Annotated in this window: 11 protein-coding genes; 8 read left to right on the top strand and 3 right to left on the bottom strand. The window is 55.6% G+C overall.

Annotated features, from left to right (window positions below; all coding sequences use genetic code 11):
- The first annotated feature begins 8 nt into the window (after positions 1 to 8).
- Complete coding sequence (ppc, locus tag D9N14_RS02465) at positions 9 to 2,657, top strand: phosphoenolpyruvate carboxylase (protein WP_290576496.1); 2,649 nt, start codon at positions 9 to 11, stop codon at positions 2,655 to 2,657.
- Positions 2,658 to 2,743: 86 nt separating this feature from the next.
- Positions 2,744 to 3,574, top strand: a complete 831-nt coding sequence (locus D9N14_RS02460; RefSeq protein WP_290576495.1) for a hypothetical protein — start codon at positions 2,744 to 2,746, stop codon at positions 3,572 to 3,574.
- Positions 3,575 to 3,654: 80 nt separating this feature from the next.
- On the opposite strand, the gene D9N14_RS02455 is transcribed toward D9N14_RS02460, so the two are convergent.
- Positions 3,655 to 3,876 (bottom strand): hypothetical protein, encoded by a 222-nt coding sequence (locus D9N14_RS02455; protein WP_290576493.1) that lies wholly within the window; start codon positions 3,874 to 3,876, stop codon positions 3,655 to 3,657.
- A gap of 531 nt (positions 3,877 to 4,407) precedes the next feature.
- Here D9N14_RS02455 and D9N14_RS02450 point away from each other — a divergent pair.
- The 3 genes from D9N14_RS02450 to D9N14_RS02440 all read left to right on the top strand — a co-directional run bounded on the left by D9N14_RS02450 (position 4,408) and on the right by D9N14_RS02440 (position 9,594).
- A complete protein-coding gene (locus D9N14_RS02450; RefSeq protein ID WP_290576491.1) occupies positions 4,408 to 5,619 on the top strand; it encodes an acetyl-CoA C-acetyltransferase in 1,212 nt (403 codons plus the stop codon).
- A gap of 17 nt (positions 5,620 to 5,636) precedes the next feature.
- Entirely contained in the window at positions 5,637 to 7,781 is a 2,145-nt protein-coding gene (locus D9N14_RS02445) for a 3-hydroxyacyl-CoA dehydrogenase NAD-binding domain-containing protein (protein ID WP_290576489.1), read from the top strand.
- Positions 7,782 to 7,944: 163 nt separating this feature from the next.
- On the top strand, positions 7,945 to 9,594 hold the full coding sequence (locus D9N14_RS02440; RefSeq protein WP_290576487.1) for a hypothetical protein: 1,650 nt from the start codon (positions 7,945 to 7,947) through the stop codon (positions 9,592 to 9,594).
- Positions 9,595 to 9,623: 29 nt separating this feature from the next.
- On the opposite strand, the gene D9N14_RS02435 is transcribed toward D9N14_RS02440, so the two are convergent.
- Positions 9,624 to 10,172, bottom strand: a complete 549-nt coding sequence (locus D9N14_RS02435; protein WP_290576485.1) for an outer membrane beta-barrel protein — start codon at positions 10,170 to 10,172, stop codon at positions 9,624 to 9,626.
- 233 nt (positions 10,173 to 10,405) lie between these two features.
- On the opposite strand from D9N14_RS02435, the gene D9N14_RS02430 reads away from it, so the two are divergent.
- The 3 genes from D9N14_RS02430 to D9N14_RS02420 all read left to right on the top strand — a co-directional run bounded on the left by D9N14_RS02430 (position 10,406) and on the right by D9N14_RS02420 (position 13,830).
- Positions 10,406 to 11,788: a tetratricopeptide repeat protein gene (locus D9N14_RS02430; protein WP_290576483.1), complete on the top strand. Its 1,383-nt coding sequence runs from the start codon at positions 10,406 to 10,408 to the stop codon at positions 11,786 to 11,788.
- A gap of 56 nt (positions 11,789 to 11,844) precedes the next feature.
- A complete protein-coding gene (gene amrS, locus D9N14_RS02425) occupies positions 11,845 to 12,966 on the top strand; it encodes an AmmeMemoRadiSam system radical SAM enzyme (protein ID WP_290576481.1) in 1,122 nt (373 codons plus the stop codon).
- 105 nt (positions 12,967 to 13,071) lie between these two features.
- The gene (locus D9N14_RS02420) at positions 13,072 to 13,830 is read left to right on the top strand and encodes an SDR family oxidoreductase (protein ID WP_290576479.1); all 759 of its coding nucleotides are present in this window, start codon (positions 13,072 to 13,074) and stop codon (positions 13,828 to 13,830) included.
- 51 nt (positions 13,831 to 13,881) lie between these two features.
- Here the strand turns inward: D9N14_RS02420 and D9N14_RS02415 are convergent, their stop codons facing one another.
- Positions 13,882 to 14,727, bottom strand: coding sequence for an SDR family oxidoreductase (locus tag D9N14_RS02415; RefSeq protein WP_290576477.1), 846 nt, complete (start codon positions 14,725 to 14,727; stop codon positions 13,882 to 13,884).
- Positions 14,728 to 15,093 lie beyond the last annotated feature (366 nt).

The following is a 15,093-nucleotide window of genomic DNA, read 5'->3' as shown; positions in this document are numbered from 1 at the left end:
ATGCCGCCATGACTGAGCCCGATGCCCATGCCCCGCTGCGACAGGATGTCCGTCTTTTGGGGCGCTTGTTGGGAAACACACTTCAGGAGCAGGAAAGCCCGGTTCTTTTGGAACTGGTGGAAGAGATCCGCAAACTGGCCAAGCATGCACGCGCCGGCCACGAAGACCAATCGCAAAAACTGTCAGAAAAACTGTCTCGTCTGGAACCGGAGCTGCTGGTGCCGGTAGCCAGGGCATTCAGTCACTTCCTGAACCTGGCGAACCTGGCAGAACAGTACCACCGGGTGCGCCGTCGCCGTGAGTATCAGCAGAGCCAGCGTAAAAACCAGCGCGCCACTATGGCGGAGCTGCACCCGCGCTTGCAGCGGGCCAAAATCTCCGATGACCAGTTGTTCGCATCCTTGCAGGAGCTGTCCATCGATCTGGTGTTGACGGCCCACCCCACGGAAGTCACCCGGCGCACTCTGATCCGCAAATACGACGACATCACCGACTGTCTGGAAAAGCTCGATACAGTCAACCTCACCGACATCGAACGCAACCGGGTGATGGAAACCCTGAAACGCAAAATTGTCTCGGCCTGGCACTCGGATGAGATACGCCAGGAACGTCCCAGCCCCGTGGATGAAGCGCGCTGGGGGTTCGTCACCATTGAGCAAACTCTGTGGAGCGCGGTGCCGGAATACCTGCGGGAACTGGACGAGTGGTGCCAGGCAAACCTCAATCGCAGTCTGCCCATGGATTTCGCGCCCTTCACGTTTTCATCCTGGATGGGCGGGGATCGCGACGGCAACCCCAATGTCACCGCGAACGTCACCCGGGAGGTGCTCATCCTGGCCCGTTGGATGGCGGCAGATTTGTTGAGCCATGACTTCGAAGATCTATTGATGGTGCTGTCTGCGGTGCATTGCACCGACGAGCTGCGCGCGGTGGTGGGGGATAGCCGGGAACCCTATCGAGCGCTCATCAAACCGCTGCGGGATCGCCTGTTTGCCACCAAAGAATACCTTAATGCCCAGTTGGCTGGCGAGGAATGGCATGGGGAACCGCCGATTCTGGATCAAGAGGAGCTCCTGGAACCCCTCAAGTTGTGCCATCGTTCCTTGATGGAATGCGGTATTGCCGAAATCGCCAACGGTGAGTTGCTGGACACCATTCGACGTATCAACACCTTCGGGGTGACGTTGCTCCGTCTGGATATCCGGCAGGAATCCACCCGCCATGCCGACACCATGGCGGCCATCACCCAGGCCATCGGGTTGGGTGATTACAGTCAATGGAGTGAACAAGAGAAACAGCAGTTTCTGATCGCCGAGCTCAAGAGTCAGCGCCCGCTGATTCCCCGGCATTTGCGCTGCAGTGATGAAGTGCAGGAAGTGCTCGACACCTTCCGCATGCTGGCGGACCAATCCTACGACGCCCTCGGCGCCTATGTTATTTCCATGGCCCACGTGCCTTCCGATGTGCTGGCGGTTCTGCTGCTGCAGAAAGAGGCCGGCCTGGAACGGCTGATGCGGGTAGTCCCCCTGTTTGAAACCCTGGACGACCTGGAACATGCTCGGGCGACCTTGCACAGCCTGTTTCAAATCGACTGGTACCGTCAACACATTCAGGGCCAGCAGGAGGTCATGATCGGCTACTCGGATTCGGCGAAAGACGGTGGTTTTCTGGCGGCGGCCTGGGTGCAGTATCAGGCCCAGGAACAGTTGACAGCGCTGTGTCAGGAATATCAGGTTCAATTGACCCTGTTCCACGGTCGCGGCGGTTCCACCAGCCGCGGTGGAGCGCCTTCCCACGAGGCCATACTCTCCCAACCGCCGGGCGCCGTGAATGGCCGCATCCGGATAACGGAGCAGGGCGAGGTGATCCGTGCCAAGTTTACGCCATTCGGGGTGGCCATCCGTACCCTGCAGCGTTATATCGCCGCCACCCTGGAAGCCACCCTGCTGGAGCAGCCCGCCCCGGCCCCGGAGTGGCGGGATGCCATGGCCGACCTGGCAAAAACCGGGATGGAGTCCTATCGCCGCCTGGTGCGGGAAGACCCCCGTTTTCTGAGTTATTTTCGCCATGCCACCCCGGAGCAGGAGCTGCAGCGCTTACCCCTGGGCAGCCGCCCCGCCAAGCGGCGGAAGGAAGGGGGCATCGAAACCCTGCGTGCTATTCCCTGGGTGTTTGCCTGGACCCAGATGCGACTCATGTTGCCGGGATGGCTGGGGGCGGACGATGCCTTCCAGCAAGCCCTGCAGAAAGGCAAAGGGGATCTGCTGCATGAAATGTACGAGCGCTGGCCGTTCTTCCGCATGATAGTAGGTATGCTGGAAATGGTGCTGGCCAAGTCCGACCCACAGATTGCGGCTTATTATGAGCGGCGTCTGGCACAGCCCGGGGACCGTCAGCTGGGGCAGGAACTGCGCTCCCGGTTGGCGGATATGGTGGATCTGGTGAATACCATCACCGGCCATAGCATGCTGTTGCAGAACAATGCGGTGATTCGGCGGTCTATAGAAGTACGTAACCCCTATCTGGACCCCTTACACATGCTGCAGGTGGAGTTGATGCGGGCCGGCCGGCTGAAAGCCTCCGAACAGGCGGAGGAGACCCGGGCGCTGATGATCACCGTGGCCGGGATTGCGGCGGGTATGCGCAACACCGGATAGTTGAGTTTTTCGATGCTGGCTGTTTAAATGCATCGCCTTGGGCCTGCGAGTCAATTCCGCAGGCCTGGTTTGTTTTGGAGAACTGAATGAATTTTATGCGTGTTGGTCTGCTGGCGAGTATGGTGCTGGCGGCCGGTTGTGGTGGCGGTTCCGATAATGATGATAAAGCCCCACGGGACCCCTATGTGGAATTTCGTGTCAATGGGGTATTAAACCCCAAAACGGTCAACCTGGATTGGGTTGAGATATCCTCGGATGATAACGGCGGCTTCTGTAACCCCGCCGGTTTTGAAAATGGTCAAGACGTGCTGGACAGTTCAGACGCAGGCTATTGTTCGCGCTCGGTAACCAGCATCTCGTTTTCAGCCAAATTCACCAATCCCACTTACGAAAGCATCGACGTTGAATACAAAGGCCTGGGTATGGAGGTCCATATCTACCGTTATGATGGTGGCGTCGAAGGGGAGGAAGTCTGGAATTCAAGCTACTACAGGCAGCGCTTGGTACTAGAGTCTCAGGAGGATGACCCATCCCTGGAAGATTTTGACCCGGAAAAGGTGACTACGCGCACCCTGAAAGCCAGCGATTCAGTGCCCAACTATGCCAACTTCATTACGGTTGTCTTCGAAGGTGACCAGCTTTTCAATGTGAATTCGTATCCTGACTATATTCCCGCAGATGCAGAATTAGCCTTGAATGAGATGAAAACCCCTGCCACGCAGGACTGTGACTGGGCTTTGCGCGTTAACTCAACGGGAACGGCGTATCAAAAGGTGCGATGTCTGGGTACGGAAATGTTGCCTGAGCCTGGAACGGGAACCGATCCCGTACAGTTCCTGGCGCGGGTAACATTCAGTTTCAACGGCTGGACCGACCAGCCTGATGACATCATCATCACGCTGAACCCGCCTGACTGAAGCCAGGTTTTGAATAGCAGGGGAATACCAATGTCGCAGCCACGCGGAGCAATCTCACGCGTTGGCCGCGACCAAGGTCCTCACGCAATCAGCTTATGCGTGGCTTCGTTGATGTCTTTGCCGAGGTAGTAGGTGCTGCTCAGCAAAGCAGGTACCATCAGCAGTCCGAAAACCACCATGGTGAACAAGGACGCGTCCACGAGGAACAATCCCCAAAATCCACCAACGGTTAATGCCAGAACTGCCATGAAAGACAGGCTGTCGATAGCCAATTGTCTTACAGTTGATGTTGCCAGTTTCATAGTGAACTCCTTTGTGTATCTGACACAACATGTAATAAGCCAGACTCTGCTAACCCGATAACGTGACTGTTTACTTATTGGAGTTCTGGTTCACGTTACCTTTACCAAGTTAGGCTAGTGATTAGCCGTCCTTAGATTTATAGGTTAACAAACTCACTGTTTCCAGTGATTGCGACCCATTCTAGTTTCAATATTTAGAATGATCAGCCTAATCCACCTTATCAATGCGTGTTTACCGTTCAATGAAGGTTAAGCAGATTGCTTTTTCAGCTTCATTGTTTACAAGTGTACACCATAATATTGGGAAGTCTAGTAACTAATTCACGTTTTATATGTTTCCAAAGGTAACAGTTGCGGTAACAGGCTGCCTTGGTCGTTTTGGTCACAACCCCTGAGCGGTGAGGTCATTGCGCAGATACTGCAAAAGGCGCAAGGTATGCAGCCTGAGTGTCCAGCGGGTCATGTTGCCGTTTTTGGCTCAAGGTGCCATTCACAGCTGGGCTCACATCAAAAACAAAGAGGATTGGTTGAATGTCTACAGAAGCCTATGTCTTTGATGCGGTGCGTACACCGCGCTCAAAGGGCAAAAAGGATGGGTCACTGCACCAGGTGAAGCCCGTTGATCTGGTGGTTAACCTGCTGAATGCTCTGACCGAGCGTAACCCCGGCCTGGACACTTCCCAGGTGGAAGACCTGGTAATGGGCTGCGTGAGCCCGGTGGGTGAGCAGGGTTCTGTTATTCCCAAAACTGCGCTGATGAAGGCGGGTTGGGACACGGTGGTAGCCGGTGTTCAAGTCAACCGTTACTGTGCATCCGGCCTGGAAGCCGTCAACCTGGCCGCTCAGAAAGTGGCGTCCGGCTGGGAAGACCTGGTCATTGCCGGTGGCGTGGAAGCCATGTCCCGTGTACCCATGGGCTCTGATGGTGGTGCCTGGGCCTCAGACCCGCAAACCAATCTGATGACCTCGTTTGTTACCCAGGGGATCGCAGCAGACCTGATCGCCACCATTGAAGGCTTCAGCCGTGAAGATGTAGACAACTTTGCCTACAACTCCCAGATGAAAGCAGGCGCGGCGCAGAAAGCCGGCCACTTTGACAAATCCGTGATTCCCGTACGGGACATGAACGGCCTGGTGATTCTGGAGAAAGACGATTACCTGCGCCCCAGCACTACCGTTGAAGGCCTCAATGCCTTGAACCCTTCTTTCCAAATGATGGGTGACATGGGCTTCGACAGCGTTGCCCTGCAGAAGTATCACTGGGTAGAACGCATCAACCACATCCACACGCCCGGTAACTCCTCCGGTATCGTGGACGGTTCCTCACTGGTGGTGATCGGTTCTGAAGCCAAAGGTAAGGAAATGGGTATGACTCCTCGCGGTCGTATCGTGGCCACTGCCATCACCTCCACTGATCCCACTATCATGCTGACCGGTCCTGCTCCGGCGGCCAATAAGGCCCTGGCCAAAGCCGGCCTGACCTATGATGACATCGACCTGTTCGAAGTGAACGAAGCCTTCGCTTCTGTGGTGATGCGCTTCATGAAGGAAACCGGTGTACCCGCCGAGAAGGTCAACGTGAACGGCGGTTCCATCGCCATGGGTCACCCGCTGGGTGCCACCGGCGCCATGATTCTGGGCACCGTGCTGGACGAGCTGGAGCGTCGAAATCTGAAACGCGGTCTGTGTACTCTCTGCGTGGGTGCAGGCATGGGTATCGCAACCATCATTGAGCGCGTATAAGGACCGGGAGAAAGATAATGAGTGAAGCTATTCGTTACGAAAAAGACAGTGACAATATCGTCGTATTGACGATGGACATGCCTGGCCAGTCCGCCAATACCATGAACGAGATGTACTCCAAGTCCATGGACGAGTGCATTGCCCGTTTGGAAAAAGAAGAGAACCTGGCGGGTGTGGTAATCACCTCTGCCAAAAAGACCTTCTTTGCCGGTGGTGACCTGCGTGACCTGGTGAAGGCAACCCCGGAAGTGGCTCAGGCATTCCTGGACAATTCCATGGGCGTTAAGGCGCAGTTGCGTCGTCTGGAAAAAATCCAGGCGCCGGTTGTGGCTGCCATCAACGGTGCCGCCTTGGGTGGCGGTTATGAGATCTGCCTGGCCTGTAATTATCGTGTGGCCATCAACGATCCCAAGACCAAAATCGGTCTGCCGGAAGTGGGCCTTGGCCTGTTGCCCGGCGGCGGCGGTGTGGTGCGTTTGACTCGCCTGCTGGGTTTTGAGGCGGCAGCGCCGTTCCTGATGGAAGGCAAGCAGGTGAATCCGGAAGGCGCCTTGAAGGCCGGCCTGATTCACGAATTGGCCGACAATGCAGAAGACATGCTGGCCAAGGCAAAAGCCTGGTGTAAAGCCAATCCACAAGTGCTGCAGCCTTGGGATACCAAAGGCTATAAAGTACCTGGCGGTACCCCTGCCAGCCCGGCATTGGCCATGAAGCTGCCGATCGTCCCGGCGATGCTGAAAGCTAAAACCAAAGGCTGCTATCCGGCTCCGGAAAACATCCTCTGTGCCGCAGTGGAATCCCTGCAGGTGGACGTGGACACCGCGTTCATCATCGAAGGCCGTTACTTCACCGAATTGGCGGTGGGCCCGGTTTCCACCAACATGATCACCGCGTTTTTCTTCAACCTGCAGCAGATCAACAAGGGCGGCAGCCGTCCTCAGGGCTTCGACAAGTACACCACCAAGAAAGTGGGTATCCTGGGTGCGGGCATGATGGGTGCGGGTATTGCGTACTCTTCTGCCATGGCGGGCATCGAAGTGGTGTTGAAAGACATCTCTGAAGAAAACGCTCAGAAAGGTAAGGATTACAGCAAGAAGCTGTTGGACAAAGCCATTTCCCGCGGCAAGATGACCCAGGAGAAGGCCGACGCTGTGTTGAGCCTGATCAAGCCGACCGCCAACGCGGAAGACCTGCAGGGTTGTGACCTGGTAATCGAAGCGGTGTTCGAGAAAACGGAACTGAAAGCGGCGGTGACCCAGGAAGCGGAAGCGCAAATGCTGCCCACCGGTGTGATGGCGTCCAACACCTCCAGTCTGCCGATTACCGGTTTGGCACAGGCTTCCTGCCGTCCCGCCAACTTCATCGGTCTGCACTTCTTCTCTCCGGTGGATAAAATGCCGCTGGTTGAGATCATCTGCGGTAAAGAGACTTCCGACGAAGCGCTGGCCAAGTCCATCGACTATGTGCTGCAAATCCGTAAAACGCCTATCGTGGTCAACGATGCCCGCGGATTCTTCACCACCCGTGTGATTGGCACTTATGTCAATGAAGGTCTGGGCATGCTGGCTGAAGGCCTGAGCCCGGCTTCCATTGAGATGGCCGCGTCCTGTGCCGGGTTCCCGGTGGGTACCCTGGCCATCAGCGACGAGCTGAACCTGCAGACCATGCGCAATATTCGCCTGGCGACAGAAGCCGCCCTCAAAGCAGAAGGCAAAGAGCTGCAGAAAGGCCCATCTGACACCGTCATTGATCGCATGATTGATGAGTTCGACCGTGCCGGTAAGCTGGCAGGTAAGGGCTTCTATGATTATCCGCAGGGCGGTAAGAAGACTTTGTGGCCTGGATTGAAGGATGCCTTTGGTGCCGGCAGCAACGAAATTCCGTTTGAGGACATGAAAGAGCGCTTCCTGTTCGTTCAGTCCCTGGAGACCGTTCGTTGCATGGAAGAGGGTGTGGTCGAGAAAGTGGCAGATGCCAACATCGGTTCCATCTTCGGCATTGGCTTCCCCGGCTGGACCGGTGGTGTGGTGCAGTACATCAACCAGTATGGCCTGCGTGAGTTTGTTGCTCGCGCCCAGGAGCTGGCTGACAAGTATGGTGAGCGTTTTGCTCCCCCTGCCTTGCTGGTGGAAAAAGCGGAGAAGGGCGAACTGTTCGAATAAGTTTGTCCTGATCCAAAAAAGCCCGCCCTGCTTTCAGGGCGGGCTTTTTTGTGCCCGTTGTAAACAAGTCACAAACCGGTTTGGGGATATTTCACTGCGCTGCGGTGTGGTTCGGTATTAGCCTTGGGTTTCCGTAACAGGTTGATTGCCGGAGAGGGATATCATGAGCCAATTCTACCAACGGGTCTGCCAACAGAGTCTGTTCACTCTGGTGTTGCTGCTGTGTCCAGTGCTGGCTCAGGCCTATCTGCCGGGCACCATCCAACGGGTGTCCATCGTCCCTAAAAGTGCGGAGCCTAACGCGGCCAGTGAGAGTCCTGCCGTGGATGACGATGGCAGCCATGTGGCCTTTTTATCTCGCGCCACCAACATTTCGTCGATACCGGTTCCCCCCAATACCCGCCAGGCTTACCTGCGTGACATGAGCAATGGCAGCATTCAGCTGGTGTCCCTGAATCCGGATGGCAACCCGCTGCCAACCGGGGTGCAGGAAGTGGATATCAGCAGTGATGGGCAGTTTGTGATTTTTACCTCGCAGTATGTTACTGGCCCACCCAAGAGTTTTCCTTCTGAGCTGTACATTCGGGACATGGCGGCCCAGACCACCACCCGCATCACTGACTACACCAGTTATAACGGATTTGTGGATGATGGTATTGCCATCAGCAGCGATGGGCGCTATGTCTCGTTTTCCGGTCACCGTTCCAATCTGGTGCCGGATCTGGACAGCGCCACCATGTATGTTTTTCGCTGGGACCGACTGACCGGCGTGACCGAGGTGGTGTCCCGTTCATATTTTGGCGAGCCGGTATATGGGCGTGGCCTGACCGACATCAGTGCGGATGGTCGTTTCGTGCTGTTTGAATCCCCGCGCGCGGACATCACCTTTGGCGATACCAACGATGGCAATGATGTATTTGTCCGGGATATGGAAAAGGGAATCAATCTGCGCGCCTCTTTGGCCAATGATGGCAGCCAGTTTGATTTCTATATTATGCCGGCCCGTTTGAGCGGCAACGGGCGCTATGTGGCAATGATGATTCTGGATGATGGAAAAGACCCTGTGTATCCGGATTCCAACACGGGCATCAGCCTGGACGGCTATGTGCGCGATCTGATGCTGAATACCACCCGCAGGATCACCATCTCCAGTGAAGGATATGAGGCCAATGATTACAACAGTGGCCTGGTCTCCATCAGCCAGGATGGCCAGGTGGCCGTGTTTGAATCCCTGTCCAGTAACTTTGACCTTGCGGATACCAACGGGGATTGGGATGTGTTTGTTCGGGATGTCGCGCACGGGCATACTGATCGGGTTTCCCGCAGTATGAATGGAAATTTCTCCGGAAATCTTGGTTCCTATACCGCGGTGATCAGCGATGATGGAACCCATGTGGCATTTGCCTCCAAAGCCAGTGATCTGGTGGCAGGAGACAGTAATCAGGTGGCAGATGTGTTCATCGCTACGCTGGTTGAGGGCACCCATTTTCCCCGCTACCGGTTCAAGTGGCCACTGGAATACAATCCTTGGGTGAACCCCTATTTCAAGGAGCTGGTGGAGAAGGTGCTGCTGGATCATGACCACAACCCCAGAACCAAGCCGGTGGTCGTACTGGACTATGAAGTCACCCAGTGGCGGGAGAGCCTGCTGCAGGTGGGGAGTTGCCTGTTACCGCTCCCCGCTAATGAGGAGCAGTTCACTCATATGCTGCTTGAAGGCAAGTACATCAGTGCAGAAGGCGAAGAGAGTGAATGGGTGGACGGGTGCTTACCGGATGCGGTGCTTGGCGCAATCCGGGCGGAATTGCGCTAGTACTCAATGCTGCTCCAGTTCAATTAGCGCTACAGTCCAAACAGAAATCCCAGTTGGAGTACGTCCACGTCCTCATCGATGACTGTGTACTCCAGTTCTGTGCGCAACCGGCCCTGCATTGTCAGGCCCAGTCCAACGCCATAGACGGTGGCGCCATCATCCCTGGAAAGGGTATTGGTGCAGAGGCTGTAGGGGCACTCGAGCTCGGTCGCGTCCAGGCGATTGACGGAAACGCCCAACTTCAATTTGCCATAGAAAGAACCGGGTGTGCGATACACACCGTAGGCGCCCAGATGTTGAATCCGAATTTGCCCACCTTTGATGGTATCTCCGTCGTAGTCGAATTCCGCCTTCCCGCTGTCACCGTACTCGAACTCCAGGGCAAGCCCTTTGCGCAGGGCGAGATTGCCCAGCAGGGAGAAGCCATGGCCTTCCTCCGTTCGGGAGGCGTGGTCCAGGGTGAAGTCGTATTGTCCGTATTTGGCTCCCAGAAAAAACGTGCTCTCCTGCGCATAGAGAGGGCTGTTCAACATATAGAACGTGGTCAGCAGTGTGATAATAAGTGGGGACTGTTTCATGGGGAGGTCCGGACTGCAACAAACGGTGTTCATCAAAAGCCAGTATTGTAGCGGAAAAGTTGCAGCTGGAACGTCACTGTGTGAATCGGGGATACAGACTTTTTGTTCCGTTTGGCGGGAGTTTTGTAATTGCGTCCTTTGGAATCGGACATCAGCAGTGGTGCTATACTGGAGGCAAACGAGGGGAAGGCATGGCGCGTCAATTCTGTAAATATCATCCATTGGAACCGGCGATGTGGTATAGCACCCAGCGCCATATCGCCTATTGTGAACGCTGTGTTGACAGTGGCGAAACCCTGGGTGGCCTGGGGCAGGCCAGGTGCTTCACCACCGGGGAGGAGCTGGATTACCTCGGCAGCTCCAACACTGCACAGCCATTCTGGGATCGGCTGGGTGTGTTTTTCCGTTATCCGTTGAAGCAGGACAGCCTGCTGGTCATCGCGGTGTTCATGGTGCTGACCTGGGTCCTGGTGGGATTGACGGACATCACCTCTTTTGTGTTTTTCCTGATCGGTGGATTGTTGCTCCTGGCCTGCATAACCCGCTATGGTTTTATGATCATTGAGCACACCGCCGAAGGTCGATTTGACCCGCCAACACTGCAGGAGACGTTCTCAGAATCCGGTTTCAGTGTGCTGTTCCAGCAGGTGGTGGTGCAACTGGTCTTTGCCGGTTTCACCATTCTGGTGGCGATGTTGAACAGCAGTTTTCTGGATGTGCTCGCCAATGCCCTGGTGATCTTCGTGGCACCTGCCAGCATGATGATCCTGGCTACGGAAAAATCCATTTCCTCAGCGATTTCCCCTGCGGCCATCTCCCATCTGATTCGTGGTATCGGCTGGTCCTACCTGCTGTTGTACGCCTTTTTGTTTCTGCTGCTGGGGGCCGAGGCCGCGCTGTTTGAGGTGTTCGCAGAAGAGCTTTCTGCTGAGTTGTTCATCCCGGTGTTTGTGGGGGTGACCCTATATTTCCTGATGGTGGGCTATCACCTGATGGGTTACGTGATATTCCAGTACCAGTCCGAGATCGGCTTCATCGCGGAAGACCAGCAGGCTCGCGAGCGCCGCCGCCGCACGGTGGAGCCGGTGGACGCCAAATCAGAAATCCTGGTGAAGGAGGGGCAGTACCAGCAAGCAGCCGAAGTGCTGACCCGCTATCTGATGGCCAACCCCAACAGCGTGCGTCACCATGACAAGTTGTCCCGTTTGTTGCTGGCCATGGGGGATAAGGAACAGGCCCTGGCCCATGGCCAGCGGTATATGACGGTACTGAATGGCTTGGGGGATGATTCGCGCCTGTACTTTCTGTTTGGCAGTTACCAGGCGCTGGACCCGGCGTTCACTCCGGATGATCCTGATGTGGTGCTGAACCTGGCCCAGCAGTATTTTAACCGGGGCAAGTACAAGCCGGTGTGCCAGCTACTGGCCAATCTGCATAAAAGCGCCCCTCATTACGACCGAATCCCGGAGGCCTATCTGCTGATGGCCAGGGCACTGGTGGAAGGCTTTCAGCACACCCAAAAAGCCACTCAATATCTGAAGTTCATCAAGGCCAAGTATCCGGATTTCAAGGAAATGGCCGAGGTTGATCAATTGTTGGCCCAATGTGGCGCTTGAAATTCACCGGCTTGACAGCAATATAGAGGGAAGACCTGTTATACGCCGGAGGTACGATGACCGGTTCCACTGTTGTGGGGGGGGCGGACGGTCTCGATCCCGCCAGCCCCTTCATTCATCCCACCGAATACTGGCACAGCCTGCCGGATGGTCGCGTTCAATGTGACCTGTGCCCCCGTGCCTGTTCGTTGCGGGAAGGGCAAAGGGGGTTGTGTTTTGTGCGGGCCAACCTGAGCGGGGCGGTGGTATCCACCACCTACGGACGTTCCAGCGGGTTTTGTGTGGACCCGATCGAGAAAAAGCCCCTCAATCACTTCTATCCTGGGTCCTCGGTGTTGTCGTTCGGTACGGCCGGTTGCAACCTGTCTTGCAAGTTCTGCCAGAATTGGGACATCTCGAAATCCCGGCAAATGGACACCCTGGCCAGCCAGGCTGCTCCCGAGCGGATTGCCAGGGCGGCAGTGGACGCCGGTTGTCGCAGTGTGGCCTATACCTACAATGACCCGGTGATCTTTCAGGAGTACGCTGTTGATGTGGCACAAGCTTGCCGGGAGCTTGGCGTGCTGTCGGTGGCGGTGTCGGCGGGATATCATTGCCCTGAACCCAGGCAGCGGTTTTATCAACACATGGATGCCGCCAATATTGATCTTAAATCGTTTAATGAAGAGTTCTACTGGAAACTGACCGGTGCCCATCTGGCGCCGGTGCTGGACACCCTGCAATATATCCATCATGAGACGTCCACCTGGCTGGAGATTACCACGCTGGTGATCCCGGATCACAACGACTCGGTTGCCGAGCTGGAGTCCATGTGTTCCTGGATTCGGGAAGCGTTGGGGCCTCAGGTGCCGCTGCATTTTTCCGCCTTTCACCCGGATTACAAAATGACCGGCGTGCCCGCCACACCCAGGGCTACCTTGCTCAAAGCCCGCGATATCGCCATCGCCCAGGGGTTGCAGTTTGTGTATACCGGTAATGTTCACCATCGGCAGGGTGACACGACGTTTTGCCCCGGTTGCGGTGAGGCCGTGATTGAGCGCGACTGGTATGAGCTGACCCGATGGGGGCTGAATGCGGAATCCGGTTGCCAGCACTGCGGAACCACCATCGCCGGACGCTTTGACCCGCAACCTGGCCACTGGGGTAGAAAGCGGCGGGGAATTGAGATCACTGAGTGATCTGGAGGTGTTGCTCGATGATCGTCTGTTCCGGTGCGGTCCCTTTAACCTGTTCCTGCTAATATACTTTAGACCAATTGGCCACTTGAAGGGGGCATCCTGTTGATGAAGACTATTTTGATTACCGGTGCCGGTTCCGGTATCGGGCGGGCGGTGGCAACCCTGCTGTACGAACATGGCTGGAATCTGGGGTTGCTGGATATTAACCGGGAGCCATTGGCGGAGTTGAGCGGACACTGGGATCCGGGTCGATATTCCATCCAGGTGGCGGATGTGACCAATGCCGATAGGGTTTCCACCGCCATTGAGGGATACATGCAGACGGTGCCCCATCTGGATGTGCTGTTCAACTGCGCGGGGGTGTTGGAGATCGGGGATTTTGAATCCATTGACCTGAATCGGCACCACCAGATTCTGGATATCAACAACCGGGGCCTGTTGAACTGCACCTATCTTGCGTTCCCGTACCTGCGGAATACCAAGGGCGCCAGGGTCATCAATATGTCCTCCGCCTCTTCGCTGTTTGGGGTGCCGGGATTTGCCAGCTATTCGGCGTCCAAATTCTGGGTGAAGGGCTTTACTGAATCGCTCAATGTGGAGTGGGCCCGCCACGACATTACCGTGATGGATATCGAGCCACCCTTTGTGAGAACGCCGATGCTGGCCGGTAAGGAAAGCCAGATTATCCAACGCCTGGGAGTCAAACTGGATGCCGATGATATTGCGCAGCAGGTGCTGGCGGCCTTGACCGACACCAGCCTGCATCATCCGGTGGGGTTGGAATACAAGCTGCTGCGCACTGCCCGCAAATATCTGCCGGATGCGGCAACCCGTACGTTAATGAAGGTGCTGTCGGGGTATTGAGAAGCGCCCCATGGCCGGGGCACCTCGGCTCTACAGGATTGTTCTGTTCACTCAGTCTATAAAGAAGTCAGGGATGAGCTGGTTGGCTTCCAGGGACTGGTCCACCTGATACTGGCGCAGGTCGGTGACACCGGCCTCTGCCAGCACTTCATCATCAATAAAGAAATTACCGCTGCAGTCGCCACTGGGTCGCTTGAAAATCTCGTAAGCGGCATCCGCCATTATGGTGGGCAGGCGAGACAGTTTGATGGTGATGTCTCCACCCAGGTGATTCTGCACGGCGGCGGTGGCGATGGCTGTGCGGGGCCACAATGCGTTAAAGGCGATTTGATCCCGGCTGAATTCTTCAGCCATTCCCAGCACACAGAAACTCATACCGAATTTGGCCATGCTGTAGGCCAGGTGCGGCGCGAACCAGCGTGGGTTTGTGCTAAGAGGTGGCGCAAGATTGAGCACGTGTGGATTTTCTGCATTTTTTAGGTGCGGCACCGCGAGCTTCGAACACAGAAAAGTGCCCCGAAAATTTATCTGGTGCATCAAATCGAAGCGCTTCATGTCCACTGACAGGGTGTTCGATAAATTTATTGCACTGGCATTGTTCACCAGGATGTCGATTCCACCAAAGGTATCAACGGCTTTCTGCATGGCTTCCGCCACCAGTTGTTCCTCCCGCACGTCCACCACCAGAGGCAGGGCTTTGCCCCCGGCTGCTTCGATTTCTTCGGCGGCACTGTAGATGGTGCCTTCCAGTTTGGGGTGGGGCTCGGTGGTTTTCGCGGCGATCACCACATTGGCCCCGTCCCGCGCGGCTTTCAGGCCGATTTCCTTGCCGATTCCGCGGCTGGCTCCGGTGATGAAAAGGGTTTTTCCTGCCAGGTTGTCGAGCGCTTTGGACATGATTTTTCCTCTCAATTAGGCGTTCACCAGAACACTATAAAACAGTTTCTGCAGGAAAAAAGCAGGTTGCCCTGCGGAGTGAATTATTTGTCATTTTGGGTCGAAAACGGCCTGAATTCAGGCCTGCCCCAAATTTGGGCGACAAAATCTGGCCTGAGTATTGCTAATTCGATGCTGTATTGTTGCAAAGTGATGACAGTCACTTTGGTGCAGTGTGGTATGTGATTAAAGCCGTGCAGGCCAATGGGAAGCCACTGAATGTTTTCCAGCATGGTGATTTGTGGGGGCACAGGCAATACATCTGTGAGCTTGAATTGTTTTTTGACTGTATTTTAAGAATCTCTGAGGAGTACCACCATGGCTAAC

The sequence above is a fragment of the Ketobacter sp. genome (genome assembly GCF_003671495.1).
GTDB lineage: Bacteria > Pseudomonadota > Gammaproteobacteria > Pseudomonadales > Ketobacteraceae > Ketobacter.
This window is presented reverse-complemented; position numbering and strand designations above follow the sequence as displayed.